Annotated in this window: 22 protein-coding genes; 9 read left to right on the top strand and 13 right to left on the bottom strand. The window is 51.5% G+C overall.

The annotated features are described in order from the left end of the window. Window positions 1-43: 43 nt before the first annotated feature. From map to Q3H59_RS24395, 3 genes are all read right to left on the bottom strand, one after another. Window positions 44-826: a type I methionyl aminopeptidase gene (gene map, locus Q3H59_RS24405; RefSeq protein WP_271460289.1), complete on the bottom strand. Its 783-nt coding sequence runs from the start codon at window positions 824-826 to the stop codon at window positions 44-46. Then, window positions 826-1068, bottom strand: a complete 243-nt coding sequence (locus tag Q3H59_RS24400; protein ID WP_008106304.1) for a ParD-like family protein — start codon at window positions 1066-1068, stop codon at window positions 826-828. Before Q3H59_RS24400 ends, map begins: the two co-directional genes overlap by 1 nt. Window positions 1069-1180: 112 nt before the next feature. Further along, window positions 1181-1366 (bottom strand): general stress protein, encoded by a 186-nt coding sequence (locus Q3H59_RS24395; protein ID WP_101761305.1) that lies wholly within the window; start codon window positions 1364-1366, stop codon window positions 1181-1183. Window positions 1367-1608: 242 nt separating this feature from the next. On the opposite strand from Q3H59_RS24395, the gene Q3H59_RS24390 reads away from it, so the two are divergent. The 4 genes from Q3H59_RS24390 to Q3H59_RS24375 all read left to right on the top strand — a co-directional run bounded on the left by Q3H59_RS24390 (window position 1609) and on the right by Q3H59_RS24375 (window position 7415). Then, window positions 1609-3057 carry a sugar porter family MFS transporter gene (locus tag Q3H59_RS24390; protein WP_137387035.1) on the top strand — a complete coding sequence of 483 codons (1449 nt, stop codon included), beginning with the start codon at window positions 1609-1611 and terminating at the stop codon, window positions 3055-3057. A 64-nt stretch (window positions 3058-3121) separates the two neighbouring features. After that, entirely contained in the window at window positions 3122-3826 is a 705-nt protein-coding gene (locus tag Q3H59_RS24385) for a YoaK family protein (RefSeq protein ID WP_110867163.1), read from the top strand. A gap of 310 nt (window positions 3827-4136) precedes the next feature. Beyond that, a complete protein-coding gene (gene bglF, locus Q3H59_RS24380; protein WP_309837794.1) occupies window positions 4137-6005 on the top strand; it encodes a PTS beta-glucoside transporter subunit IIABC in 1869 nt (622 codons plus the stop codon). A gap of 15 nt (window positions 6006-6020) precedes the next feature. Continuing rightward, window positions 6021-7415 carry a glycoside hydrolase family 1 protein gene (locus Q3H59_RS24375; protein ID WP_277975259.1) on the top strand — a complete coding sequence of 465 codons (1395 nt, stop codon included), beginning with the start codon at window positions 6021-6023 and terminating at the stop codon, window positions 7413-7415. Between the two features lie 39 nt (window positions 7416-7454). Here Q3H59_RS24375 and licT read toward each other — a convergent pair whose 3' ends face one another. Beyond that, entirely contained in the window at window positions 7455-8318 is an 864-nt protein-coding gene (licT, locus tag Q3H59_RS24370; RefSeq protein ID WP_309837791.1) for a BglG family transcription antiterminator LicT, read from the bottom strand. 294 nt (window positions 8319-8612) lie between these two features. Here licT and fliD point away from each other — a divergent pair, with 294 nt between their 5' ends. After that, on the top strand, window positions 8613-10025 hold the full coding sequence (gene fliD / locus Q3H59_RS24365; protein ID WP_110867167.1) for a flagellar filament capping protein FliD: 1413 nt from the start codon (window positions 8613-8615) through the stop codon (window positions 10023-10025). Window positions 10026-10223: 198 nt separating this feature from the next. Here fliD and yajD read toward each other — a convergent pair whose 3' ends face one another. Continuing rightward, on the bottom strand, window positions 10224-10571 hold the full coding sequence (gene yajD / locus Q3H59_RS24360) for an HNH nuclease YajD (protein ID WP_101761311.1): 348 nt from the start codon (window positions 10569-10571) through the stop codon (window positions 10224-10226). Window positions 10572-10781: 210 nt separating this feature from the next. On the opposite strand from yajD, the gene Q3H59_RS24355 reads away from it, so the two are divergent. Continuing rightward, on the top strand, window positions 10782-12251 hold the full coding sequence (locus Q3H59_RS24355; protein ID WP_280173032.1) for a glucosyltransferase domain-containing protein: 1470 nt from the start codon (window positions 10782-10784) through the stop codon (window positions 12249-12251). A 60-nt stretch (window positions 12252-12311) separates the two neighbouring features. Here the strand turns inward: Q3H59_RS24355 and Q3H59_RS24350 are convergent, their stop codons facing one another. Then, the gene (locus Q3H59_RS24350) at window positions 12312-13343 is read right to left on the bottom strand and encodes a methionine synthase (RefSeq protein ID WP_101761313.1); all 1032 of its coding nucleotides are present in this window, start codon (window positions 13341-13343) and stop codon (window positions 12312-12314) included. Between the two features lie 31 nt (window positions 13344-13374). Then, entirely contained in the window at window positions 13375-14355 is a 981-nt protein-coding gene (locus tag Q3H59_RS24345) for a DUF1852 domain-containing protein (protein WP_309837785.1), read from the bottom strand. Between the two features lie 306 nt (window positions 14356-14661). Between Q3H59_RS24345 and Q3H59_RS24340 the strand changes: the two genes are divergently transcribed. Beyond that, the gene (locus tag Q3H59_RS24340) at window positions 14662-15201 is read left to right on the top strand and encodes a DUF2058 domain-containing protein (protein ID WP_101761315.1); all 540 of its coding nucleotides are present in this window, start codon (window positions 14662-14664) and stop codon (window positions 15199-15201) included. Window positions 15202-15221: 20 nt separating this feature from the next. Here Q3H59_RS24340 and Q3H59_RS24335 read toward each other — a convergent pair whose 3' ends face one another. Beyond that, a complete protein-coding gene (locus Q3H59_RS24335; RefSeq protein WP_101761316.1) occupies window positions 15222-15920 on the bottom strand; it encodes an RluA family pseudouridine synthase in 699 nt (232 codons plus the stop codon). A 190-nt stretch (window positions 15921-16110) separates the two neighbouring features. On the opposite strand from Q3H59_RS24335, the gene Q3H59_RS24330 reads away from it, so the two are divergent. After that, complete coding sequence (locus Q3H59_RS24330) at window positions 16111-16593, top strand: cold-shock protein (RefSeq protein WP_101761317.1); 483 nt, start codon at window positions 16111-16113, stop codon at window positions 16591-16593. 53 nt (window positions 16594-16646) lie between these two features. Here the strand turns inward: Q3H59_RS24330 and Q3H59_RS24325 are convergent, their stop codons facing one another. From Q3H59_RS24325 to Q3H59_RS24310, 4 genes are all read right to left on the bottom strand, one after another. Further along, window positions 16647-17132 (bottom strand): type VI secretion system tube protein TssD, encoded by a 486-nt coding sequence (locus Q3H59_RS24325; RefSeq protein ID WP_101761318.1) that lies wholly within the window; start codon window positions 17130-17132, stop codon window positions 16647-16649. 14 nt (window positions 17133-17146) lie between these two features. Then, complete coding sequence (locus Q3H59_RS24320; protein WP_101761319.1) at window positions 17147-17473, bottom strand: DUF1493 family protein; 327 nt, start codon at window positions 17471-17473, stop codon at window positions 17147-17149. Beyond that, entirely contained in the window at window positions 17467-17916 is a 450-nt protein-coding gene (locus Q3H59_RS24315; protein ID WP_192412786.1) for an STM2901 family protein, read from the bottom strand. The genes Q3H59_RS24320 and Q3H59_RS24315 overlap by 7 nt, the downstream gene beginning before the upstream one ends. 215 nt (window positions 17917-18131) lie before the next feature. Then, complete coding sequence (locus Q3H59_RS24310; RefSeq protein ID WP_110867172.1) at window positions 18132-19775, bottom strand: methyl-accepting chemotaxis protein; 1644 nt, start codon at window positions 19773-19775, stop codon at window positions 18132-18134. A gap of 289 nt (window positions 19776-20064) precedes the next feature. Here Q3H59_RS24310 and Q3H59_RS24305 point away from each other — a divergent pair, with 289 nt between their 5' ends. Next, the gene (locus tag Q3H59_RS24305; RefSeq protein WP_309837780.1) at window positions 20065-23361 is read left to right on the top strand and encodes an autotransporter outer membrane beta-barrel domain-containing protein; all 3297 of its coding nucleotides are present in this window, start codon (window positions 20065-20067) and stop codon (window positions 23359-23361) included. A 73-nt stretch (window positions 23362-23434) separates the two neighbouring features. Here the strand turns inward: Q3H59_RS24305 and glgX are convergent, their stop codons facing one another. Then, a complete protein-coding gene (gene glgX / locus Q3H59_RS24300; RefSeq protein WP_192412792.1) occupies window positions 23435-25507 on the bottom strand; it encodes a glycogen debranching protein GlgX in 2073 nt (690 codons plus the stop codon). Window positions 25508-25509 lie beyond the last annotated feature (2 nt).

The following is a 25509-nucleotide window of genomic DNA, read 5'->3' as shown; positions in this document are numbered from 1 at the left end:
TGCGAGGGTGATCCAGAACGGCATATGCGTTCTGGATCTTTTTTTAAATTGCCGGATATTCGCCGGTACCTTCTGGCCACGGCGTCAACAAATCAAAGCCGGTTTCGGTCACGGCGATGGTGTGTTCCCACTGCGCTGACAGCGAGCGGTCTTTGGTGACCACCGTCCAGCCATCGGACAGTACACTGGTGCCGGCTTTACCCGCGTTGATCATCGGTTCGATAGTGAAAATCATGCCCGCCTGTAACGCCAATCCCGTGCCTGGCGTGCCGTAATGCAGAATCTGCGGATCGCCGTGATACACCTCGCCAACGCCGTGACCGCAATATTCGCGCACCACCGAGAAACCGGCTTTTTCCGCTACCTGCTGAATGGCCGCCCCGATATCGCCTAAGGTCGCGCCCGGCTTTACCACTTTGATACCTGCCACCATCGATTCGTAGGTGATATCCACCAAACGTTTGGCGCGCACCGACGGCTGGCCAACGTAATACATGCGGCTGGTGTCGCCGTACCAGCCATCTTTAATGATGCCGACGTCTATGTTGACGATGTCGCCATCCTTGAGCTTTTTCTCGCCCGGAATGCCGTGGCACACCACGTGATTCACTGACGTACAGGTCGTTTTGCTGTAACCGTGATAGCCAATATTTGCTGGCACTACTTTTAGCTCGTTTACCACGTAATCATGACAAATCGCGTCCAGTTCATTGGTGGTGACGCCCGGTTTAACGTACGGAGTGATGATCTCCAGCACTTTAGCGGCGGCGTGTCCAGCGGCACGCGCCAGTTCGATCTCTTCAGCGGTGTGCAGTTTGATGCTCATTACGCGATTCCCTGCGAGGTGAATAAAGGATGGTCGAGCAGTTGCGCTAAATCCGCGCCGCTGTCGCGTTCAACGCGCATCAGCAAGCGCGTCAATTCCTGATGATTGAGTGACGGATAAATCTCGGCCAGCATGCCGATCTTCATCCAGTGTTCCGCCTGCGCGTTGATGGAACGGCTCATCGCCGTGCTGGCGATGCGCAGATTCTCATGCATTAAGTCAGAGATTTTTACGATGCCCATGGTGCAACCTATATATGAATCGTATGTGATATGTATATAGGTTACCGTTTTAGGCTGGGACATGCAAAAAGGGGGTGAAGCCAATCCATGGCGGACAAAATCCTAAGGCGCCTTACTCAGACTTCGTTGGAGGACGACGACTTATTTTGCCTCCTTTCCGTCCCGCTTCAACGGCGCGTTCAGGATCGTTTCTGAAGTTGCCTCCACTGGCTTTGCCTCCCGCCTTGCCAGCTTCTTTCGCACGTTCTGGATCGTTAGCAAAATTCCCTGCGCCGCCTCTGTAGCTCTGTTTGTTCATAGGAAGACCTCTTATCAATGTTCCGTTAGATTTGAGGACTAGCTAGTCACGCTGCAATTTTAGTTCGCCGTTGCGTTAAAGCCAGGCCGTAAACGCCGATCATTGAAAATGATCATTAAGCGCGGTGAAATTTGTCGAATTAATAGTGACCTTCGTCACATTTTACGATTCCTGACTATACTTCTGCCTTTTGGGTTTCAACCTTTGCGCTACAAGGCGCGTTCAATATGCAGGGAACAGGAATGGACACATCGCAGCAAAACAGTGACGACGATTCAGCGCTAAGTAATCTCACCGTCAAACAGCGCATCTTCTTCGTGGTTTTAGTGGCGACCATGGGCGCGCTGGCCTTTGGTTATGACACCGGGATTATCTCGGGTGCCTTGCCGTTTATGACCTTACCGCCTGATCAGGGCGGTCTGGATCTCACGCCGTTCACCGAAGGTTTAGTCACTTCATCCCTGATATTTGGTGCCGCGCTGGGTGCTTTCCTCAGTGGTTATTTCTCCGATCGCTTTGGCCGACGCATTACGCTGCGTTCTCTGGCGCTGATTTTTGTGCTGGGCGCGATTGGTACCGCCTTAGCGCCAAACCTGCACGTAATGGTGGCGATGCGTTTTCTGCTGGGCATTGCGGTGGGTGGCGGTTCCTCAACCGTACCGGTGTTTATTGCCGAAATTGCCGGGCCAAAACGGCGTGCGCCGCTGGTGAGCCGTAACGAGCTGATGATTGTTTCCGGTCAGCTGCTGGCTTATGTGGTCAGCGCGGTGATGAGTTTCACGCTTAACGATCCGCATCTGTGGCGTTATATGCTGGCGATGGCGATGATTCCTGGCGCGTTGCTGTTTATCGGCACCTTCTTTGTGCCAGCGTCGCCACACTGGATGGTGGCAGAAGGGCGCATCAAAGAAGCGAGCCGTATCCTGCACAAACTGCGTGAAACGCCACGCGAAGTGAAAAAGGAGATGACGGAGATGCGCCAGCACGCTAAAGCGGCGCGTCAGGGGCCGTCAGCGCGTGAACTGCTGCAAGAGAAATGGATTCTTCGCTTGTTATTGGTGGGCGCGGGGCTCGGCATTGTTATCCAGTTCACCGGCGTGAATGCCTTTATGTACTACACGCCCGTGATTCTGAAAACCACCGGCATGGGCACCAACGCCTCGATTGCGGCGACAATCGGTAACGGGATTGTTTCGGTGCTGGCGACCATGGTGGGCATCAAAGCAGTGGGACGTTTTGGTCGTCGTACCATGCTGATGACCGGTTTGTCGGTAGTGATCGCCATGCAGCTGGCACTGGGCTGCGTGCTGCTGTTGATGCCACAGGACATGACGCAAAGCATCTTCGCGCTGGCGGCGATCCTGGTGTTCCTGTTCTTTATGCAGATGTGCATTTCGCCGGTTTACTGGTTGCTGATGTCGGAGCTGTTCCCGATGAAAGTGCGCGGCGTGCTGACCGGCGCTGCGGTTTCGTTCCAGTGGATCTGTAACGCGGCGGTGGCGTTTGCCTTCCCGCCGCTGCTCTCCGCCACCGGCAATGGCGCGTTCTTTATCTTTGCTGCCATCAACGTCGGCTCGCTGATCTTCGTGATCACTATGCTGCCGGAGACCAAAGGCAAATCGCTCGAGCAGATCGAAAATGAGATGCGCGAGCGGTTCAGCGAGCAAGAGCAGGATCAGCAAACCGCGTAGCGGCGCTTGAGAATTCCTGGTCACGGGAGGAAGATACGCATCTTTCACCGGGCCAGGATTTCCCATGCTAATCACCGCCGAGAACACGCGCACCTTCAATACCGACATTCGTCTGGCCTGCACGCTGGCCGCCGTTGCGGGCGCACTTAACACCGCAGCGTTTGAAACGGTCGGCTTCTTCTCGGCGAACATGACCGGCAATGTCTCCTCACTTTCCGACCATTTGGCCAAAGCCAATCTGCACGTCGGCCTGTTTTTTCTGCTCATCGTGCTGCTGTTTATCGCCGGATCTTCTGTCTCAACGCTGATAATCAACTCCGGCAGACGGCGCCAGATTCGCGGCATCTACGCCATCAACATCCTGATTGAAGGCATCGCTTTGCTGCTGCTCGGCGTGATTGAAAGCTGGTTTCGCTTTAGCGGCTCCGGCGTGTTGCTGGTGCTGAGCCTGAGTTTTTTGATGGGATTGCAAAACGCCGTTGTGACGCGCATCTCCAACGCCCGCGTGCGCACCACGCACGTTTCTGGCACCGCGACCGATATCGGCATTGAGCTGGCGATGCTGTTTGATGTGCTGCGCCGCAAAGAATCCCCCAAAGATGCGCCGCTCTACATTGAGCGGCTTAAGCTGCATTTTTACACCGTGCTGGCGTTTTTGGGCGGCGGTGTGTTGGGAATTTGGCTGCTGCAGTGGATGAGTTATCTGCTGCTGATGGTGATCGGTGCGCTGCTCAGCGTGCTGGCTTTAGCGGCACTGAAACGGATCTGATCGGTGAGCAGCTTCACAGTTTTCCGCATCGTTCGTTAAAACTGCTTGCCACTTTTTCCGCGCTGTTAGCATTATTGCGCCCGTTAAGGATTGTTACTGTTCGGCAGGCAAAACCTGAGACGCGCCCTTTTTCAGTTGAAGAGGGCGCGTCTCAGGTTTTTTTTTGCGCGAAATTCGGGACGAAACTCAGAACGCAAATTCCGTAGCGGCGCGATTTATCGCGCAATAAATTGCGCCGCTACGGAATCTGCAGTGATGGAATGCAGTAATCAACTTGTCAGCATCAGGGCATTGTTCAGGAGAAAGAGTGATGCAATATCAGGAACTGGCGGATGACATCTTTGCCGGTGTTGGCGGCAAAGAGAACATCATCAGCGTGATGCACTGCGCCACGCGCTTACGCTTCAAACTAAAAAACAGTCAAAAAGCGCAAACTGCGGCGTTAAAAGACAATCCTGGCGTGATTATGGTGGTGGAGAGCGGTGGCCAATATCAGGTGGTGATTGGCAATCAGGTGGCGGAAGTGTATCGCGAACTCACGTCACGTCACGGGCTGGATAATCAGAGCGAGGCCGCAGATAACGCTGCACCACAAGGGTTATTTGCACGCTTTATCGATCTGGTTTCCGGCATTTTTACTCCGTTTATCGGCGTGATGATCGCCACCGGCATCATCAAAGGGTTGCTGGCGTTGGCGCTGGTGCTCGGCGTGATGAGTGCCGACAGCGGCAGCTACAAAGTGCTGTTTGTCGCCAGCGACGGTTTGTTCTACTTCCTGCCGATTTTGCTCGGCTACAGCGCCGGTAAAAAATTTGGCGGTAATCCGTTTGTCAGCATGGCGATTGCCGCTGCGCTGGTGCATCCAATGATTCTCGAAGTGCTGCAACAGCAGCAGCAGGGCAATGCGCTGACCTTCATCGGTATCCCGCTCGAAGTGCTGAACTACAGCTCGTCGGTGATTCCGATTATTTTCGCGGCCTGGGTTTCCAGCCTGATTGAACGCTGGGTGCATCCGCGTTCGCCCAGCGCGGTGCGTAACTTCACTACGCCGTTGTGCTGCCTGCTGATCACCGTGCCGCTGACGTTTCTGGCGATTGGTCCGGCGGCGACCTGGCTGAGCCGCATGTTGGCCGAAGGTTATCTGTGGATTTACAGCCTGAGCCCCATGATCGCGGGTGCGGTGATGGGCGCGATTTGGCAAGTATGCGTGATTTTCGGTCTGCACTGGGGCTTAGTGCCGATCATGCTGAACAACCTCGCCAACTTTGGTCACGACACGCTACTGCCCTTGCTGATGCCTGCGGTGCTGGGCCAGGCGGGCGCCACGCTAGGCATCTTCCTGCGCACCCGCGAAGCGAAACTGAAAGCGATGGCGGGATCGGCTTTTACCGCCAGCATCTTCGGCATCACCGAGCCGGCGGTATATGGCGTGACGCTGCCGCGCCGTCGTCCGTTTATCTTCGGCTGCATCGGTGGCGCCTTGGGCGCGGCGATCCTTGGCTTCTGGCACACCACCATATACTCCTTTGGTTTCCCGAGCGTGTTCACCTTTATTCAGGTGGTGCCGAACAGCGGCATTGATGCCAGCGTGCTGGCGGCATTTGCCGGTGCTGCGGTGGCGCTGATCTTCGCTTGCGTCAGCACCTATCTGTTCGGTCTGACCGAGCTCGCAACCGAAGCGGTTGCGCCGCCGGCAGCGGTTGCTCCGCCCACCAGCCTGACGCGCCGCGAAAGCGTGGTCAGTCCGATGACGGGCGATGTCATTCCGCTCGATCAGGTTAAAGATGAAACTTTTGCCAGCGGATTGCTCGGTAAAGGCGCGGCGATTATCCCGCAGCGGGGCCGCGTGGTATCGCCGATCGATGGCGTGGTGTCGTCAATGTTCCGCACCGGCCATGCGATTGGCCTGACATCGGCGCAGGGCGCAGAAGTGTTGATCCACGTTGGCCTCGATACCGTGAAGCTCGATGGACACTATTTCTCACCCAAAGTAGCGAACGATCAGCCGGTCAAGGTGGGTGATTTGCTGCTGGAGTTCGATCTCGATGCGATTAAAGCCGCAGGCTTTGACCTTACTACGCCGGTGCTGGTGAGTAATAGCGATGACTTTGTGGATGTGTTAACCCTGAGCCGCACGGCCGTGAGCGAAGGCGCTCCGTTGTTGGCCGTGCTGAAATAATAGAGGAGCAAACAGATGACTAAACGTTTCCCGGACGGATTTTTATGGGGCGGCGCCGTTGCCGCAAACCAGGTTGAAGGCGCGTATCAGGAAGGTGGCAAAGGTTTATCGACCTCCGACCTGCAACCCAAGGGCATATTTGGTGCACGCGTCGAGCGCAGCGATGACGATTTTGGCATCAAGGATACCGCCATCGATTTCTATAACCGCTTCCCGGAGGACATTAAACTGTTCGCCGAGATGGGCTTTACCGTACTGCGTACCTCGATTGCCTGGACGCGCATCTTCCCGCAGGGCGATGAAGCGGAACCTAATGAAGCGGGATTAGCCTATTACGATCGCCTGTTCGATGAGATGGCGAAATACAACATCACGCCGCTGGTGACGCTGTCACATTACGAAATGCCGTACGGCTTGATCAAAAAGTACGGTGGCTGGGGCAATCGCATCACCATTGATTGCTTTGAACGCTATGCGCGCGCGGTGTTCACCCGCTTCCAGCACAAGGTGAAGCTGTGGCTGACCTTTAATGAGATCAACATGTCGCTGCACGCGCCGTTCACCGGCGTAGGTCTGGCGGAAGAGAGCGATCAGCAGGCAATCTATCAGGCGATTCATCATCAGCTGGTGGCGAGCGGGCGCGCGGTGAAAGCCTGCCATGAAATCGTTAAGGACGGCAAAATCGGTAACATGCTGCTGGGCGCGCTGCTCTATCCGCTGAGCTGCCGTCCGGCGGACGTGCTGGAAACCTTGCAACAGAACCGCGAATGGCTGTTCTTTGGCGATGTACAGGTGCGCGGCGCGTATCCGGCCTATATGAAGCGCTTCTTCGCCGATCGTAACATCAGCATTGAGATCACCGATGCCGATAAGCATGACCTGCAAAACACCGTCGATTACATCTCCTTCAGCTACTACATGACCGGCTGCGTTACCACTAACGAAGAGGAGAACCAGAAAGCGCGCGGCAACATTCTCTCGATGGTGCCGAACCCACATCTGCCGAGTTCCGATTGGGGTTGGCAGATCGACCCTGAAGGGTTGCGCATTCTGCTTAACATCCTCTATGACCGCTATCAGAAGCCATTGTTCATCGTAGAAAACGGGCTTGGTGCCAAAGATGTGGTGGAAGCGGACGGGCAAATTAACGACGATTACCGTATTCAGTATCTCAACGATCATCTGGTGCAGGTGCGTGAAGCGATTGAAGATGGCGTCGAGGTATTGGGTTATACCTGCTGGGGGCCGATTGATTTGGTCAGCGCGTCAAAAGCCGAGTTCTCCAAGCGTTACGGCTTTATCTACGTTGATCGCGATGACGCGGGTAACGGCACGCTGGCGCGTTCACGTAAGAAGAGTTTCTTCTGGTATCAGGACGTGATTCGTAGCCATGGTGCAGCGTTGAAATAAGTGAGTTGAATGAAGGGTGCGCAATCATGCGCACCTGGTTTACGCCTCGTCCGCATCATCCTGCAACGCCAGCGTCTCTTTGCGTACCCGCTCAATATGAATGGTGAGAAACATGCGTTCCTCGCTGGAGAGCTGATACAGGTATTTCTGCTGAATATGCTGGTCAATCTTTTCTGCACATTGATAGGCGAGCGGATATTTGTCGCGCACCACATCATGCAAAGATTCATCCTCGCTCCACACGCCGCGTTTGCCCAACATGCGTTGCGCAAAGAACTTCAGATGGTTGACGAAACGGTTGTAGCTCAGGCTCTCTGTGCGGTAATCCAGCTGCAGGCGATACTTCACGATATGCAGGATTTCCTGCATAAATTGCGTGATGTGCGAAACATCGGCGAAATCACTACCAAGCTGCGCATTCACCAGATGCAGCGCGATAAATCCGGCCTCATCTTCCGGCAACGCTACGCCCAGCCGCTGGTTAATCAGTTCCAACGCTTCGATACCCAATGAAAACTCTTTCGGATAGAGCGTTTTGATCTCCCACTTCAACACGTTACGAATCGGGATGCCTTGCTGATGGCGCTCAATCGCAAAATGGCAGTGATCGCACAGTGCGATGGAGAGGCTTTCATGCAGCGGCTGGCCCAGCTGCTGACGTGCGTTGGCAATGATCAGTTCGCTGGTGGTGATCACCTCGAGCGGGATATCCGACAGCAGTTCGCTGAGCCGGCCCGTTAAGGTGTCGCTTTGTAGCGCAAACACTTTTTCGATCTGCTGTGCATCCAGTTCGTCGCCAACGCGCTTCTGAAACGCCAAACCGCGTCCCATCACCACCTGTTCTTTGCCGTTGTCGCCCAGCACCACCGCGACATTATTGTTGAGGATTTTCGCGATTTTCATTTTTTATCTGCCCTGAAAATAAAAAACCTGACCCACCGGGAGGACGGCGTGTCAGGTTTTGCCTGCGCTGAACGCAGTAACAATCTCGCCAGATCATAATCGGCTCTGCTTTCCCGACAAGCAGAGCGACAGTTAAATGTGAAACGCATCATATTTCCAGCGCAATTAATCAGATGCGTTGATGGCGCAATTTAATGAATGTAAGGATAACGTAAGGAAATGATCAGATTTCTATAAAGTTTGCGTTAAGGCTGCCGATAGTACCGTAACGTTAAATTAACAGGAGTTGCGTACATGACTGGGATTTCAACATTAGGCGTCGGTTCAGGACTGGGTTTAAGCACCATTCTCGACAAACTGACCGCGGCAGAAAAACAATCGCTGGCACCGATTTCCAAACAACAATCCGCTGCGACCGCGAAGTTGTCCGCCTACGGCACCCTTAAAACCGCGATTCAGACCTTCCAGACGGCAAACAATAAATTAAACGATGCCGCGCTTTATACTTCGACGACCACAGCATCCAGTTCCAGTGCGTTTAGCGCCGATTCCAACGGCAATGCGCTGGCGGGAAAATATACCATCAGCGTGCAGAAGCTGGCGCAATCCCAGACGCTAACCAGCGAGACGAAAACCGATATCAAAGCGGCGATAGGTAGCGATGCCGCGTCCAGAACCCTGAAATTTGTTAACGCGGAAGGTAAAGAGAAAAGCATTACGCTAACCAAAGATCAGACTTCGCTTTCGGCGATTCGTGACACCATCAACAAATCCGACGTTGGCGTTACTGCAAGCCTGATCAAGGTCTCCGCCACGGAATACCGTTTGTCGCTGACATCATCGGCATCCGGCACCGCCAATGCGGTGAAATCGCTGAGCGTGACCGGCGATGATACCTTGCAGGATTTTATCGGCTTTGATGCATCAGATGCGGCCAGCAGCGGGATGGCGCAAAGCGTCGAGGCGCAGAATGCCAAGCTGACCGTAAACAATGTGGCGATTGAGAGCAGCAGCAACGTTATCACCGACGCGGTGGAAGGCATCACGCTGAAGCTTAACGATGAAACCAGCGGCAACCAAACGCTGACGGTGAGCAGCGATACCAACAAGGCGAAAACCGCCATTACCGATTGGGTGAATGCCTATAACTCGCTGCAGGATACGATGGCGAGTTTGACTAAATACACGCCAGTGGATGCGGGTAAAGATCCGGACGGGAAGAATGGAGCGCTACTCGGTGATGGCACACTGCGTAATATTCAGGTGCAACTGAAAAGTATTCTGGCCAACAGCTCGGGTTCAGGTGTTTATAAAACGCTATCTCAGGCGGGCATTACTACCGATCCCACTAACGGCCAACTTAAGCTGGATGCCACCAAACTGACCACCAGCTTGCAAGTGAAACCAGAAGCGATTCGGGACATGTTTGTCGGTGATGGCAAAAAAACCGGTGTTTCGACGGTGCTGAACACCACATTCACCGCATTTCTCAGCAGTAAAGGTGTGTTGCAGGGCGCGACGGATTCCATCAGTAAAAAACTGAATACGCTAACCGATCAGTACAATACCGCCAGCAAACGTATTGATGACACGATTGCGCGGTATAAAAAGCAGTTCACCAATCTGGATAAGATGGTCAGCGTGCTGAATAACACCAGCAACTATCTCACCGAGCAGTTTAGCAATAGTACAAAGACCAATAAGTAAGCGTAACGCGGTCGCCATAAATGGCGTAATGTCGATCAGTTAACCGCCGTATCAAATCACCGCACCTTCCGTAGCGGCGCGATTTATCGCGCAATGAATTGCGCCGCTAAAATGTGTGCTCTCGGTAATGAGGGATTTTCATGTCTTAACTGGCGAGCGTTACACCATTTATGGCGATCGCTATTTCTGAAACTAGCCTTACTTTTTCTTATTCAGCATGGCCTTCAAATCGGCAAAAGGATTATAGGTGGCTTCACCAACATCCTTCTGCGCATCTTCACCTGCCACAACACGTGTGCCGTACTGATCCGCTTCGGTGTATTTCGAGTGCTCGTGATCGTGACAATAGAGGCACAACAACTCCCAGTTACTGCCATCTTCTGGGTTATTGGTATGGTCGTGATCGATATGGTGAACGGTTAATTCGCGCAGGTTGGAATAAACAAATTCACGCGAGCAGCGGCCGCATACCCACGGATAGATTTTCAATGCTTTCTCACGATAGCCGCTTTCCAGCCGCGAGTAGTTTTTAGGGATCAGAGCCATTGCAGACGTTACCTGTTAGAAAGAGATAAAGCGACATGTTATCTGCACATCCCGCAGCTGCCAATGATGTTTATCATTCCTGAGCATCCGTTCTAAAAAACCGCCTACACTAGTTTGTAACTACGCGGAAATAAAAGACCGCCCGACCCCGTTCGATGGAAATTCACTCATAAAATGATGCCCGTTAATGATTCTCCGTCGGTAAGCCGGATGCAACGTATCGCTTTGACGATGATGGTGGCATTGCTGGCCACCATCCCTCTATGGACTAACAAAATTTATTATCGGGATGATCTTTACCGGATATTAGATGGGGATAGATCAACATGGCTAAGTAACGGGAGGCCGGGCACCTGGTTATTACAATCCCTGATCTCTTTTGGTGATACGGTCAGCGATATTTCTCCGCTTAATTTACTGCTCGGATTGCTGGCGCTAAGTATTGCTGCGGTATTTTTCACGGAAAGATTGAGAATTCCGCTGGCGGGTTTCTGGTCATTTCTCCCGCCGCTATTTGTCATTCTTAATCCCTTTCTGACGCAGGGAATGCTCTATACCTATGACAGTCTCACCATACTTCTGTCATTTGCAGGCGCCATGCTGGCAAGCATGGTTAATCGCGCAAAGCCTTTTCAGGAGATCGTTTACACGGCGCTGATATTATTGCTGATTCAGACACTCTATCAGCCAGGGCTCAATGTCTATATTGCCTGTGTAGCCTTGCTGGTCGTCTCTCGACTGGTAAATGATCAATCCAGCTGGAAGTGGCTGTGCGGGAAAATAGTGGCGCTGGGCATTGCCATCCTGACTTATAAACTCGCGATGAATTATTTATTGCCGGTGAAGATCGACTGGTACAGCATGAAACACAGCAAGCTGTTATCACTGAATTCCGATTCTCTGCAAGTCCTTATCAACACTATTAAGGCGTTCAGTGACCTTTTTCTCAGCGCCTATCCGCGCGGCATGATGGTATTTATAGGGCTGCCTATGCTGATAATGTTTTCAGGCCTTGTTTTGATGGTTCGAAACTTAAAACAGCAGCAGAAGTTGACGCTAAGTGCGGTCTTAATGCTGTTCAGTGCGGGATTGATCGTCATCATCGCCATCCCCGGGCTTTCATTGGCCTTAGCCACGCCGTTATTTGCACCGCGTATGCTGGGCGCATGCAGCATTACTTTCCTGTTCTGTTTCTATGTAGCCGTTTATTCATTACCTGCAATAAGAAGCTGGCTGGCGGGATTGAGTGCGATATTGCTGTTTTATCATCTGGTGGTGATGCTGGTCACTTTTAACACTGTAGTTAACGATCAACGTTATCAAATGGAGGTGATGAATCAGATCAAAATCACGCTTTCTGCTCCCGCTGCCCAATCGATTGATTCACTCGCCTTTATTGGGCAGTTGAATGATGCTCCAGAAGTACAAACCAATATTCGTAACTTCCCCATCATCGATCATATCCGCATGAAAATGTTGGGTGAGTCTGAACCGTGGATATGGCTGGCGCTGATTAAACATGTAGGTTTGAGATTGAAAGCGGTGAAAGCAACGGATGAAATGAGAGTAATTAAACCGCGTCAGGTTCTGGCGCAGGGACCCGATTATGACGCCTTTCAGGATGGGCAAACGATGGTGATTGATTTTAGAAAATCGGGTGGGCAGATTAATAAACTTTAATTCAACGGCTCAGTCCGGTTGCGGGTGGGTAATAATCCCGGACTGAGCTTTTATCTGGTGTTATTTATTCAACAGTTCTTTGCGAACAATTTCTGCACCTGCACTCAATGCATCTAGCTTGCCTCTTGCCACACCGCGTGGCAGAGGAATCATGCCGCAGTTGGTGCAAGGGTAGAGTTTATCAGCATCAACAAACTGCAGGGCTTTACGCAGCGTTGCTGCAACTTCTTCTGGCGTTTCAATGGTATTGCTTGCCACGTCAATGGCACCAACCATCACTTTTTTGCCGCGAATCAGTTCCATCAACTCCATCGGCACATGCGAGTTTTGACACTCCAGTGAGATGATATCGATATTCGACTTTTGCAGTTTAGGGAATATCTCTTCATATTGACGCCATTCTGTGCCCAGCGTCTTTTTCCAGTCGGTATTCGCTTTGATGCCATAGCCGTAGCAAATATGCACTGCGGTTTCGCATTTCAGCCCTTCAATGGCTCTTTCTAAGGTTGCGATACCCCAATCATTCACTTCGTCGAAGAAGACGTTAAATGCCGGCTCATCAAACTGAATAATATCGACGCCCACCGCTTCTAACTCTTTCGCTTCTTCATTGAGAATTTTAGCGAATTCCCATGCCAGTTTTTCGCGGCTTTTATAGTGGTTGTCATAAAGCGTGTCGATCATGGTCATTGGACCCGGCAGCGCCCATTTAATAGGACGATCCGTTTGCTGACGTAAAAACTTTGCATCTTCAACAAACACTGATTTTTGACGACTCACCGGACCCACAACGGTCGGCACACTGGCATCATAACGATCGCGGATTTTAACGATCTCGCGCTTCTCAAAATCTACGCCGTTGAGATGTTCAATAAAGGTGGTGACGAAGTGCTGGCGGGTTTGCTCGCCGTCACTGACGATATCAATTCCTGCCTGCTGTTGATCGTCCAGGCACAAACGCAGCGCATCTTGTTTGCCGTCAGTTAATTCCTGATCTTGCAATTTCCACGGTGACCACAACGTTTCCGGCTGAGCCAGCCACGATGGTTTCGGTAAACTACCAGCAGTGGAAGTCGGTAATAATTTTTTCATAGCAGGTGACCTTATATTTTTTTATCGGTAATCAAAGAACGGGAGTAAACCATTGCTCAAGAAGCGTTTGATATGGCTTGATGAAGCGCTCTTCCGTGAACTTTCCTTGTTCAATAGCCAGATGGCTACGTTCTTCTCGATCATAAACAATTCGCGTTAAAGAATAATCCTGATGGCTCAGGCTTGGCTGATAGTGTCTACCAGCTGCAGAATTCGCATTGTAAATCTCAGGGCGGTAAATCTTCTGGAACGTCTCCATGGTGCTGATGGTGCTAATCAGCTCAAGATTGGTGTAATCACTGAGTAAATCGCCATTGAAATAGAAGGCCAGAGGCGCAGCACTGTTTGCCGGCATGAAATAGCGTGCCCGCAGGCCCATTTTGCCGAAATATTCGTCAGTCAGAGAAAGTTCATCCTGCTGATATTCAATACCCAACACCGGATGTTCATTACCGGTGCGGTAATAGGTATTTTTACTGGATACGCTCAGGCAAATAACCGGCGCTTTATTGAAATTCGCTTTGTAAGCTTCTGAGTTAACGAAATGCTTGAAGATGTTGCCATGCAGATCGCCAAAATTATCTGGCGTGCGGAATTCAGTATGGTTCTTGTTGTGCTCAGACAATAAAACGCTGAAATCATAATCACGCACGTAAGAAGAGAAGTTATTTCCAACAATCCCTTCAATGCGTTCGTTGGTTTTTTTATCAACGATATTGGTCTTCAATATTTCGATCACCGGGAAGGTGCTGTTGTTGCCCTCGGCACCCAGATTCAGCTCAGCAGAAATAATCTCTAGCTCAACCGCGTAACGATCGCTTTTAGGGTTGTCCCAATACGCCAGTGAATTGAAACGGTTATCAATCATCACTAAGGCGTTGCGCAGGTTCTCCTGACGCTTCTCACCACGCGCCAAATTAGCAAAGTTGGTGGTGATGCGTGTATTGCCAGAAGGATTGTAATTTTCGTCGAAACGAAGGCTCTTAACAGTAAAAGTAAAGGCGTTGTTCATTTTAGTCTGCTATCCCGGTTACCAATAAAAAGCCTTGCTGTCGCTGGATTTCAGGATTTCCCAATGCTTTTGCAGGGTACTTTCATTCAGCAGGCTTGATATTATTTTAAGTTATTAACAATGGTACTTTTATGCCTGAGTCACTGGTTGAAAAAAAGTGATTTAATTTCATCGAACATGAAGGAATTTCATGATGAGGAGGGGAGAATGAACGGCGCTCACTGCAGCCAGCCTGTTCAACCTGGCAGAGGCTCTACAATTAAAGGTATACTCTTCCACAAATTTTTAACCGGTTAAGACACGACAATGGCAAAACTCACCTTACAAGAGCAGCTGCTGAAAGCAGGCTTAGTCAGCAGCAAAAAAATGGACAAGGTCCAGAGAACCGCTAAGAAATCACGCGTTCAGGCTCGTGAGGCCAGAGAAGCGGTAGAAGAGAACAAAAAGGCTCAGCTTGAGCGTGATAAGCAATTGAGCGAACAGCAAAAGCAAGCGGCGTTATCGAAAGAGTACAAAGCGCAGGTTAAGCAGCTGATCGAAATGAACAAAATCGATATCTCTAAAGGCAATATTGGTTTTAATTTCACCGACAATAATCTGATTAAAAAAATCGACGTTGATAAGCAAACGCAGACGCAACTGATTAATGGTCGCTTAGCGATTGCGCGCCTGGCCGTCGATAGCAAAGGCGAGAGCCAATACGCGATTATTCCTGCCAGCGTCGCCGATAAAATTGCGCAGCGTGATGCGAACAGCATCGTGTTGAATAGTGCATTGAGTCAGGAAGCGCAGGATGAAGACGATCCGTACGCTGATTTCAAAGTGCCTGATGATTTAATGTGGTAAGCACAACGCCGGTTGCGCTGTCAGAACGGGCAGGCACACTTGGCGTTCATGCACTCGCCGCTGACCGGATGAACAAACTTCAACTCGCTGGCGTGTAACATCAGACGCGGGGTGTGTTCGGTCCCCGCCAGCATAAGACCGCCATACAGGTCGCAACCCAAAATCGGATGGCCCAACAGCTGGCAATGGATACGCAGCTGATGGGTGCGTCCAGTCTCTGGCGTAAGTTCCACCCGCGTTAATGGCATGAACGTCTTATCTTCCAATAGGTGATGAGTGCGCTCAATCACCTGATAGCGTGAGCGAGCTGGCTTACCATTGATTGGGCAAATTGACATCAATGGAAATAGCGTCGGATCTTTGGCAATCGGCGCGTCAATCACACCTTCGTCGTCATGCAGATGCCCGCACAACAGTGCACGATAAATCTTGGTCACGCTGCGCTGGCTAAACTGCTGGCAAATTGCGGCATTGATCGCCTTATTGCGGGCAATCACCATTAACCCTGATGTGCCGAAATCCAGACGATGCACCAGCGTGCAGCCGGGGAAAAGCTTCACTAACCGATGATGCACAGAATCGAGATTGCGCGGATTCTTCCCCGACAGGCTGAGCAGACCAGCTGGTTTATTGATCAGAAGCAGATGATCGTCCTGGTAGAGAATCTCAATCTCTTCAAGACATTGCGGGGCAATAAAGGTATCGATAATCGTAGACATCAGGCTGCCCGGCTGGCGAAGGGATGCGGATAATAGCGAATTTTGCGGCAACTGGCGAATCCGGGCATGTGTCTATTCGCTCAGGCGAAATTTATCGTCCAGACTTAAAGCAAAGACGTGGTCTGCGCAGGCAATGTGCTTTACACTGCGCGCTGAAAAAACTGAGTAGATAACGATTAGGTAGGCGGCAATGGCGATGAACGGAACGATCACAACCTGGTTTCAGGATAAAGGTTTTGGATTTATCAAAGATGAAAATGGCGATAACCGCTATTTCCATGTGATTAAGGTCGCTAACCCTGAGCTGATTAAGAAAGACGCGGCGGTGACCTTTGAACCCACCACCAATAATAAAGGTTTGTCCGCGTATGCGGTGAAGGTCTCGCCTGAGAGCAAATACATCTATATTGCCGGCGAGCGCCTGAAGCTCACTTCGATCAAATCTTATGTGGTTTACAGCGAAGACGTGCCGGTTGAAACGCGCATCGATAAAGAGAATACCGTGCTGTCGGTAGGTATTCTGATGAATAGCATCAAGCCGAAAACAGACGTTAAGCCGGATGAAACGCGCTCACTGAAAAAACTGGCGGTAACCACCTTTCAGGGAACGACTTTGATTTTCACGGCGGATGAAATTGATATTGATGCCACGGTGAAAATGCTTAAGGTGTGAAGATATTGTGATTAATTCTCAGCGGAAATCCTCACGCAGGATTTCCGCATTAATTATGCCGTTGGCCTTTCGTTCCATGCGTCGGTGAATTGAATATTTCCATCAACATATTTCCACGTGATCTTCGCATAACGCAGCGCAACGCTTTCCATATGTCCGGTTCCTGGACAATTACGCGTGTCATGCATGATCGGCGATATCGAGATGACCTTTACGTCTTCCATTAATATGTTGAAGTACTCTTCTTCCTGACCAGCATCACTGATGCGGTACCATTTGATTTCAGCTTCTTTTAACGTCTGACCTGTTGCCACAGCCTTGTATAAATAAGGTGACGCAGAATCAATTTCTTTCTCAAACATAAATGGAGCATGTTGCCGTGTGCCTGTTAGCTTGCCGGTATTGTTGTCGGTGGGAATAGAGAGAAGATGCTGTACACCCCGTAATTCAATGCTGCCCTCACGGTGCATCACGTCTGAACCGCCTCTGATTACTGCGCCGCCATCATCTTTAATAAACATATGAACGGGTATAGCCATGTGAATCTCCTTAGTTAGTCATACAACCAGCGTCCAGCTTTAGCCGACTCCACAAACATACGTACAGTTAGTGGTTTAACGTCTTGTTGAATTGGATCCTTAGAAAAGTATTTTCGGAAAACTGTTTCTGTTTTCCACGGATAATAAGCATCAAAATTTATAACTGTTGTATCGACATGATATTTTTTACCAAAATCCTGAATGGCATAGGGCAACTCATCCCATCCGGCGTAGCCTTGTAATGGAGTATCAAATTCGATTGGAATGGGTTTTAAACTCCATGTGGTCATGAGAGATAACTCGCCACGAAAAAAATCTAATATTTGATGTTCGTCTACCATACTCGATCTTCTTCTCTCACGATCATGTTGTAGGTTGAAACAGTCTTATAGACTATTTGAGAAAGATCATTTGCTAGCAAGACCCATCCTACAACCGGCACAGTTCGACCAACAAAAGCCCCAAGATTGTTTGTCCACATCGGCTTGAGTAACTTAATGCTGGTGTTAGTGAACGTTGGCAAAGGTCTGGGCAATTTCACATTCAGAATTTGACGCGAATATTTAGAGGCGATCGAAGTACCAGGTGTAGCATTGCCGGGCTTACCTCTTGTACCCAGAACAGGAAGACCAAGAATGATGCTGCTCACCGCAACAATGTTATTGATGCCACCTACATGCTCATCAATATTGTCCAAAAGTATCCAAAAAAATAATTCACCAGCTGAAACATTGCTGACTCCTTTGTAAAAGTACGTCCCATTAAGCTGCTCAACCGTATCCATAATCATCCTCCCTGAATTACAGGCGGCCAGATTACAACATGATGAACGCTATTTTTTGTTCAAAAGAGAGGAGTGGAACCACTAATAGCGGGTTAACTATTGGAGAGTTTAGGGAGACTATGGCAGCGTTTGCCTGGCAAAGGCAGCGTGGTCGCCATGATTGGCGACCCAGCGTTTTCGTAGGGTGCACATTTATGCGCACCGGCTAAATCAGCTTAAAAACTCTGCCAATCCGCATCATTCACCACCGCAACGCGCGAGGGTTTAACGAATGAAGCCGTACGCACCACAGCCTGCTTTTGCTGAACTTCGCCAGCCGCCGCGACATGGAATTTACCCACCAGCTGATTCAAATTCCCGGCCTGTTCCTGCAGCGATTGCGAAGCGGCAGAGGCTTCTTGCACCAGCGCGGCGTTCTGCTGCGTAACGTCGTCCATCTGATTCACCGCTTGCTGCACCTGCACGATGCCCTGACTCTGCTCGACAGCGGCAGCGGCAATCTCTTCCACCAGTTGGCTTACCTGATGAATGGCATCGTTCATCACGCTCATATTACGGCCTACGTCGCTGGCCTGCGCAGCACCGGCTTCGGTCAGACGATGTGACTCTTCGATCAGCGTTTTGATTTCGCGCGCGGCGGTGGTTGAACGTTGCGACAAGTTGCGCACTTCACCGGCGACTACGGCGAAGCCTTTGCCGTGTTCACCGGCACGTGCGGCTTCAACGGCGGCGTTCAGCGCCAGAATGTTGGTTTGGAAGGCGATGCCTTCAATGATCGAGACGATTTCCGTAACTTTGCGCGAGCTACCACGAATGTTATCCATGGTTGAAAGCATGGTGGTCAGTGATGTGCTGCTCTTCTCCGACAATCCGCTGGCGTTAGCGGCAAGCTGACTGGCCTGGCGCGTGTTATCAGCGGTTTGACGCACGGTTTCACTCAGCTCGGTCATGCTGGCCGCGGTTTGCTCCAGCGATGCCGCCTGTTGCTCGGTGCGTGATGAGAGATCTTCATTGCCCGCGGAAATCTGTACCGATGCGCTGCTCACTGATTGTGACGCCTGACGCACCGAGGAGAGCGCGCCTGATACGCGATCCATCAGGACGTTAAACGAGTGCGCCATGTTGCCCACTTCATCACGACGGCTCTCATCTGCTTTCAGCGTCAAATCGAGGTTTTCGCTGGCAGTCATCATCACTTTGCCCGCAGCAGACAAGCTGCGACGGATACGCAATACGGTGAACAGCGACAGCACGCCAAAAATCAGCACGGTGGCGATAACGCCGGTGATGGTCGTCCATAACACCGAGTGGAACGTGCTGCGGTTGGTGGCGCGCAGTTCATCGCCAATGGCGATATTCAGCTGCAGCTGTTTTTGATAATCGCTAATCAGCTGGCGAATGGCGGCTCCGATACCGGTTTGTCCATCAATCAGATTGAGGCTGATATCATTTTGATGCGCACGCGAGGCGGTGATAAATGGCGCCAGTGCGGCGGTGACGTGCTGAATATTGGCATAAGCGACTTCGGTTAAGCGCTTATCTTCATCGCTGGAGATATCGTGCGCCATGTAGTAATCGGTCTGCGCCTTCAAATCCGCCAGCTGTTTCTGGATCTCGTCCTCAATAGCCGGCATTTTGCTGTCGTCGGTCTGGCTTTTGTGTTTGTAGAGCGTTAACGCCAACTGGTTACTGCCATCAATCAGTTTCCCCAGATCTTTGATCGAGGGAATCGCATTGGCCTGTACATATTCAAAGCGATCCTGAAAACCAGAGAGTAAGGAAATGGCGAGTATCGCTTGCAGGATGATGGCGCCAAACAGTATGGAAAAGGTGGCAAACAGACGTTGAGAGATGTTCATTTTATTATCCTTAATCTTAAAGCGTCCCGGCAAAAGCCGCGTAGGGAAGAGGGCAGATTAATAACCATCGGCAGATTGAGGAAATTAGTTAATTTTTTTATTCAGGGTTTAAGTCTTCAACTGGTTATCACGCTAATTTTTAACATTTTTGCCGGATACCAGCGCTGTATTGCATTGAATAAGTAAAGGACTACAAAACTCCGCGCTCCCTCCGATATTGCCTTACAGACCCGCTCTCTATCATTTCGGAAATCGTGAAAGTTTCTGAACTTAGAGAGAGTAAAGTCCCATGAATAAAATATTCCGCGTGATTTGGCATGCTGCAACGCAGCGTTATGTGGTGGCCTCTGAGCTGGCCAAAGGCAAAGTTAAATCCCAATCTTCGGGTAATGCGATGGGCAGTGCAGCGCGGAAAACAGCGGTGCTCTCTGGCCTGGCGATGGCTGTCGCTGTCACATTACCTGTCAGCAACGTATTCGCCGCGGCGATTATCGCCAACGGTGCAATCTTAAACTACGACGGACAGGATATCGTCTCGACCGCAAACAACAGTGAAAGCGGGCGCGGCTTGAGCGCATCGAATAAGGGTTCGATCACCTTTACCAACGGTTCGCTGACCACCAGCGGCACCGCCGGTGTGGGTGCGATGGCAAATACGGGCGCAACCATCACGCTGAAGAACACTGAAATTAAGACCTCGGGGTCCTCTGCGCAGGGCATGATGTCGCAAAACAACAGCAACATTAATGCGGATGGCGTCCATATCAACACCAGCGGCTCATCGAGCTACGGTGTACATGTTGTTGATGGCTCAGCCACGCTCAGCAATAGTTCAATTACATCATCGGCCTATGGTCTGGTTTCGCAAGGTTCTAATGGCAATATTAATCTTAGCGACACCATTGCCAGCACTTCAGGTGAACGCGGTCATTCTGCCTACGCATCAAGAGGCGGAAAAATCACCATCGATGGCAGCACACTCGCAACTTCCGGACATCTGGCATTAGGTGCCTATGCGACAGGAGCTGGAAGTCAAATAGATATTACTAACAGCAAAATAAGCACGACTGGGTCTTCTTCAGAAGCGGTAATGGCGCAGAACGGTGGCACGGTCAATTTAACCAACACAACCATTTTTACCGACCGAATTAACTCTTATGGATTACGTGCTAGCGGCAGCGGAGCGGTAGTGAATTATGATAACGGCACAATTACTACCTCCGGACCCACCACTTCCGTTCAGGCACTAAATGCGGGCAGTGAAGTAAACATTCGTAACGCGACGATAAATACCTCAGCTCTGGGTCTTGCAGCAACATCAGGCACAGTAACAGCGTTTAATACCGTTATTAATAATAATGGCCTTGAGGCGCCTGATACGATGGTGACCAACGATTTGACGAGCTTAGGAGCCGCAGTGGCAGCCCGTTATACTGGTGGATTAGCCAGCTTGAAGAATGTCCAGGTCAACAGTACACGTGGAAATTTACTCGGCGTTCGCGTTAGCGAAGGCGCCCTGGTTGAATTGGATAATGTTGAATTCAACCACGTTAGTAATGCTGATGGGTTGGCTGTTCTTAAGGGTGGAACGCTGAGGGGCGACCGTGTCAGCGTGAATATCGCGGGTCAGGATGGCGCAGCTTTGTCTTCGGGTATCTGGATGGGGATGCGTGATGGTGACAACCGCGTCGATTTAACCAATTCACAGATCACGCTCACCGGCGCGAACAGTGCGGGTATGCTGTTCCAGTCTGATGCGGTCAGCAACAACACCGTGTCGCTGAGCAACAGCGCGGTTACTGCGAGTGAAGGTAGTGCAATGGTGGTTTCCGGCACTGCCGATACCAAAGTCACCACTTCCGGCACCGCATTAACCGGCGCGACGCTGTTATCCGCAGGCATTGGCAATAGCGGCACGGTGAGCAATGTGACATTGACCGGTGATAACGGCTCAGTATTTAACGGTGATGTCATCATCGATCGCGCCAACACCGCGACTAACATCATCAACCTCGATAACAACTCCGTCTGGAGTGGTGCGACCAGCTCACTGGAAAATCTGAACCTGGCGAATGGCAGCCAGTGGAATGTTACGTCGAGCTCTGCGGTGGATAATCTGACGCTGAATAACGCCACGCTGAATATGACCGCGCCCGGCACCGGCTTTAGCCAGGTGACCTTGAGCAGCCTGAACAGCACCAACGGTACCATCGACTTCAAAACCCATCTGATGGATGACCACTCAGAGACCGATCATCTGCACATCACCGGTGATTACAACGGTAACAGCAACGTGGTGGTGCAGAACGCCGGCGGCACCGGCGCGCAAACCATCGATGGTATCGAGCTGATTCGCGTCGATGGCAACGTAAACGGTACGTTCACCCAGCAGGGCCGTATTGTGGCCGGTGCTTACGATTATCATCTGGTGCAGGATGCCAATAAATGGGTACTGGAGAGCAACAGCAACAACGTGGCACCGGGCAATCCAGGCAGCAATCCGGTTAATCCTGGCGATCCTGACAACGGCTCCGGCACGCCAGGCGATGATACCGGCACGCCAGGCAGTGGCTCAGGTAATGCGGGCGATGTGGGCAAGCCGGTTAAAGGCTTCCCGATTACGCGTCCGGAAGCGGGCAGTTATGCGGCTAACCTTGCTGCGGCGAATACCTTATTTACCACCTCGCTGGATGATCGTCTGGGTGAGACCCACTACATTGGCGCAGACGGTAAGAAACACGCCACCAGCTTGTGGTTGCGTAACGCAGGTGGACACACGCGCTTCAGCGATAGTTCCGGCCAGCTGAAATCCACCGGTAACCGTTATGTGATGCAGTTAGGCGGCGATATCGCCCAGTGGAGCAGTAATGGTGCGGACCGCTTCCATCTGGGTGTCATGGGCGGCTACGCTAATGCGCAAAGTAACACACACTCCAACGTGACGGGTTACACCGCAAAAGGTCAGGTGCACGGTTACAGCACGGGCGTTTACGCGACCTGGTTGCAGGACAACGCTGACAAAACCGGAGCTTATGTAGACAGCTGGATGCTCTACAACTGGTTTGATAACAGCGTGAAAGGTGATGGCATCGCGGAAGAGAGCTACAAATCGAGAGGCATCACCGCGTCAGTGGAAGCCGGTTACAGCTTCAAAGTCGCGGAGATGAGCGAGCGTTCCAGCGTCTATCTGCAGCCGAAGGCGCAGGCGACCTGGATGGGCGTGAAAGCGAAGGATCATCAAGAGCAAAACGGCACGCGCGTGGTGGGTGAAGGCGACAACAACCTGCAAACGCGTCTGGGTGTTCGCGCTTACATCAAAGGCCACAATGCCATTGATGATGGTAAAAACCGCACCTTCGAGCCGTTTATCGAAGCCAACTGGGTGCACAACACCGAAACCTTTGGCAGCAGCATGAATGGCATCAGCGTGCAGCAAGCCGGAGCGCGTAACCTCGGTGAAGTGAAGCTGGGCGTCGATGCGAAGCTGAATAAAACCGTTAATCTTTGGGGCAATATGGGTCAGCAGATGGGGGATAAGGGTTACAGCGATACCAGCGCGATGGTGGGCGTGAAAGTTAATTTCTGATAACACAAATCGCGCCGCTACGAATGCATGCATGCTTCTGTAGCGGCGCAGTTTATTGCGCAAATTTATATAATTACGGCCTGCGGAACAGCGCCATACTGCGGCCTTCCAGTTCGAAATCCTTCTCTTTGGTAATCACTAACCCTTTCTCAACGCTGTCAGACGTCGAAAGCTCCAGCACCCAGCCGCCTTCACCAAACTGTGGAATACTGAACGGCACATTGCCTTCATACGGATTAAACAGCATCAACACGTCATGCCAGATGCCTTCCTCCGGCTCTAAATCCGGGCGACCGAGATACACCCCGAGCGTGGTGCCATCATCCCATTGATCATCCTGCTGGAAGCCGCCACCGGCGTTAAACCATTTGATTTCCATACCATCGCGCCAGCTTTCACGCCGCAGCAGCGGTTGTTGAGCGCGTAACGCCAGAATATGTCGGGTAAAGTCGCGCAGCGCATCAGCAGAAGGCGGCAGGTTTTCCCAATGCAGCCAGGAAATTTCGCTGTCCTGGCAGTAGCCGTTATTGTTGCCGAGTTGACTGCGACCAAACTCATCACCCGCCAGCAACATCGGCGTGCCGTGCGAGAACAGCAGCGTGGCGAGGAAGTTGCGTTTCTGCCGCTCACGTACCGCGTTGATGCCTTCATCGTCCGTCGGGCCTTCCGCACCGTAATTGTACGAACGGTTCTCGTTATGGCCGTCATTATTATCTTCACCGTTGGCTTCGTTGTGTTTCTCGTTGTACGAAACCAAATCGTTGAGCGTGAAGCCATCATGCGCGGTAAGGAAGTTAATGCTGGACCAGGGACGGCGACCGCGCTGGTCGTAGAGATCGCCAGAACCGAGCAGGCGCGCGGCGAAGTCATTAGTGACCATGTCACCTTTCCAGTACTCACGCACCGTATCGCGATACTTATCGTTCCACTCCGCCCAGCCCGGCGGGAAGCCGCCAACCTGATAACCGCCCGGCCCGATATCCCACGGCTCACCGATCAATTTCAGTTTGGACAACACTGGATCCTGCATGATGGCATCGAAGAAGCCACTACGCTGGTCAAAGCCTTCCGGTTCACGGCCCAGCACGGTGCCGAGATCGAAACGGAAGCCATCAACATGCATGGATTCGGCCCAATAACGCAGCGAATCGAGAATCATCTGCAGCACGCGCGGATGCGACGTATTCACGGTGTTACCGGTGCCGGTGTCATTGATGTAGTAGCGATGCTGATCCGGCAGCGTGCGGTAATAAGAGTAGTTATCGATGCCCTTAAACGACAACGTGGGGCCCAGCTCATTGCCTTCGGCGGTGTGGTTGTAAACCACGTCGAGGATCACTTCGAGGCCAGCATCGTGGAAGGCGCGCACCATATCGCGGAAGCCCTGAATCCCGCGCGGACCAAAGTAGCGCGTGGCCGGGGCGAAGAACGCCAACGTGTTGTAGCCCCAGAAGTTTTTCAGACCGCGATCCAGCAGATGCTGATCGTCCGGGAAACCGTGCACCGGCAGCAGCTCCACGGTGGTTACGCCCAGGCTTTTGATGTAATCGATCGAAGCCTGATTGCTTAGACCGTCGTAAGTGCCGCGCATCTCTTCGGGCACCGCCGGATTAAGCTGGCTAAAACCTTTAACGTGGGCTTCATAAATGACCGTTTTCGACCACGGAATATTCGGTCGATTAGCATCCTGCCAGTCAAATTCATTGGGATCGATGACCACACATTTGGGCGTAAACGGTGCGCTATCGCGGGTATCGAAACTCAAATCCTTATCTTCATGCAGCAGGTCATACGCGAAGTGCGACTCGTCCCACTGCAATTCACCCGCCAGTTCACGCGCGTAAGGGTCGAGCAACAGTTTGTTAGGGTTAAAGCGATGGCCATTTTCCGGCTCGTACGGGCCGTGTACGCGATAGCCATAGAGCGCGCCGGGCTGCAAGCCGGGAATGTAGCCGTGCCACACTTCATGGGTGTATTCCGGCAAATCGAAGCGGGCGATTTCGTTTTCGCCGCTCTCATCGTACAAACACAGCTCGACTCGCTCAGCGCAGGCCGAAAACAGCGCAAAGTTCACGCCCTGGCCATCATAGTTAGCGCCAAGCACTTGTCCCGAACCTGCTGTAATTTCTAGAGGCTTACTTGTCATCC

This window comes from Pantoea sp. SORGH_AS_0659, from assembly GCF_031453915.1.
Classification (GTDB): Bacteria; Pseudomonadota; Gammaproteobacteria; order Enterobacterales; family Enterobacteriaceae; genus Pantoea; species Pantoea leporis.
The sequence above is the reverse complement of the archived record's forward strand: the minus strand, read 5'-3'. Positions and strand labels throughout refer to the sequence as shown.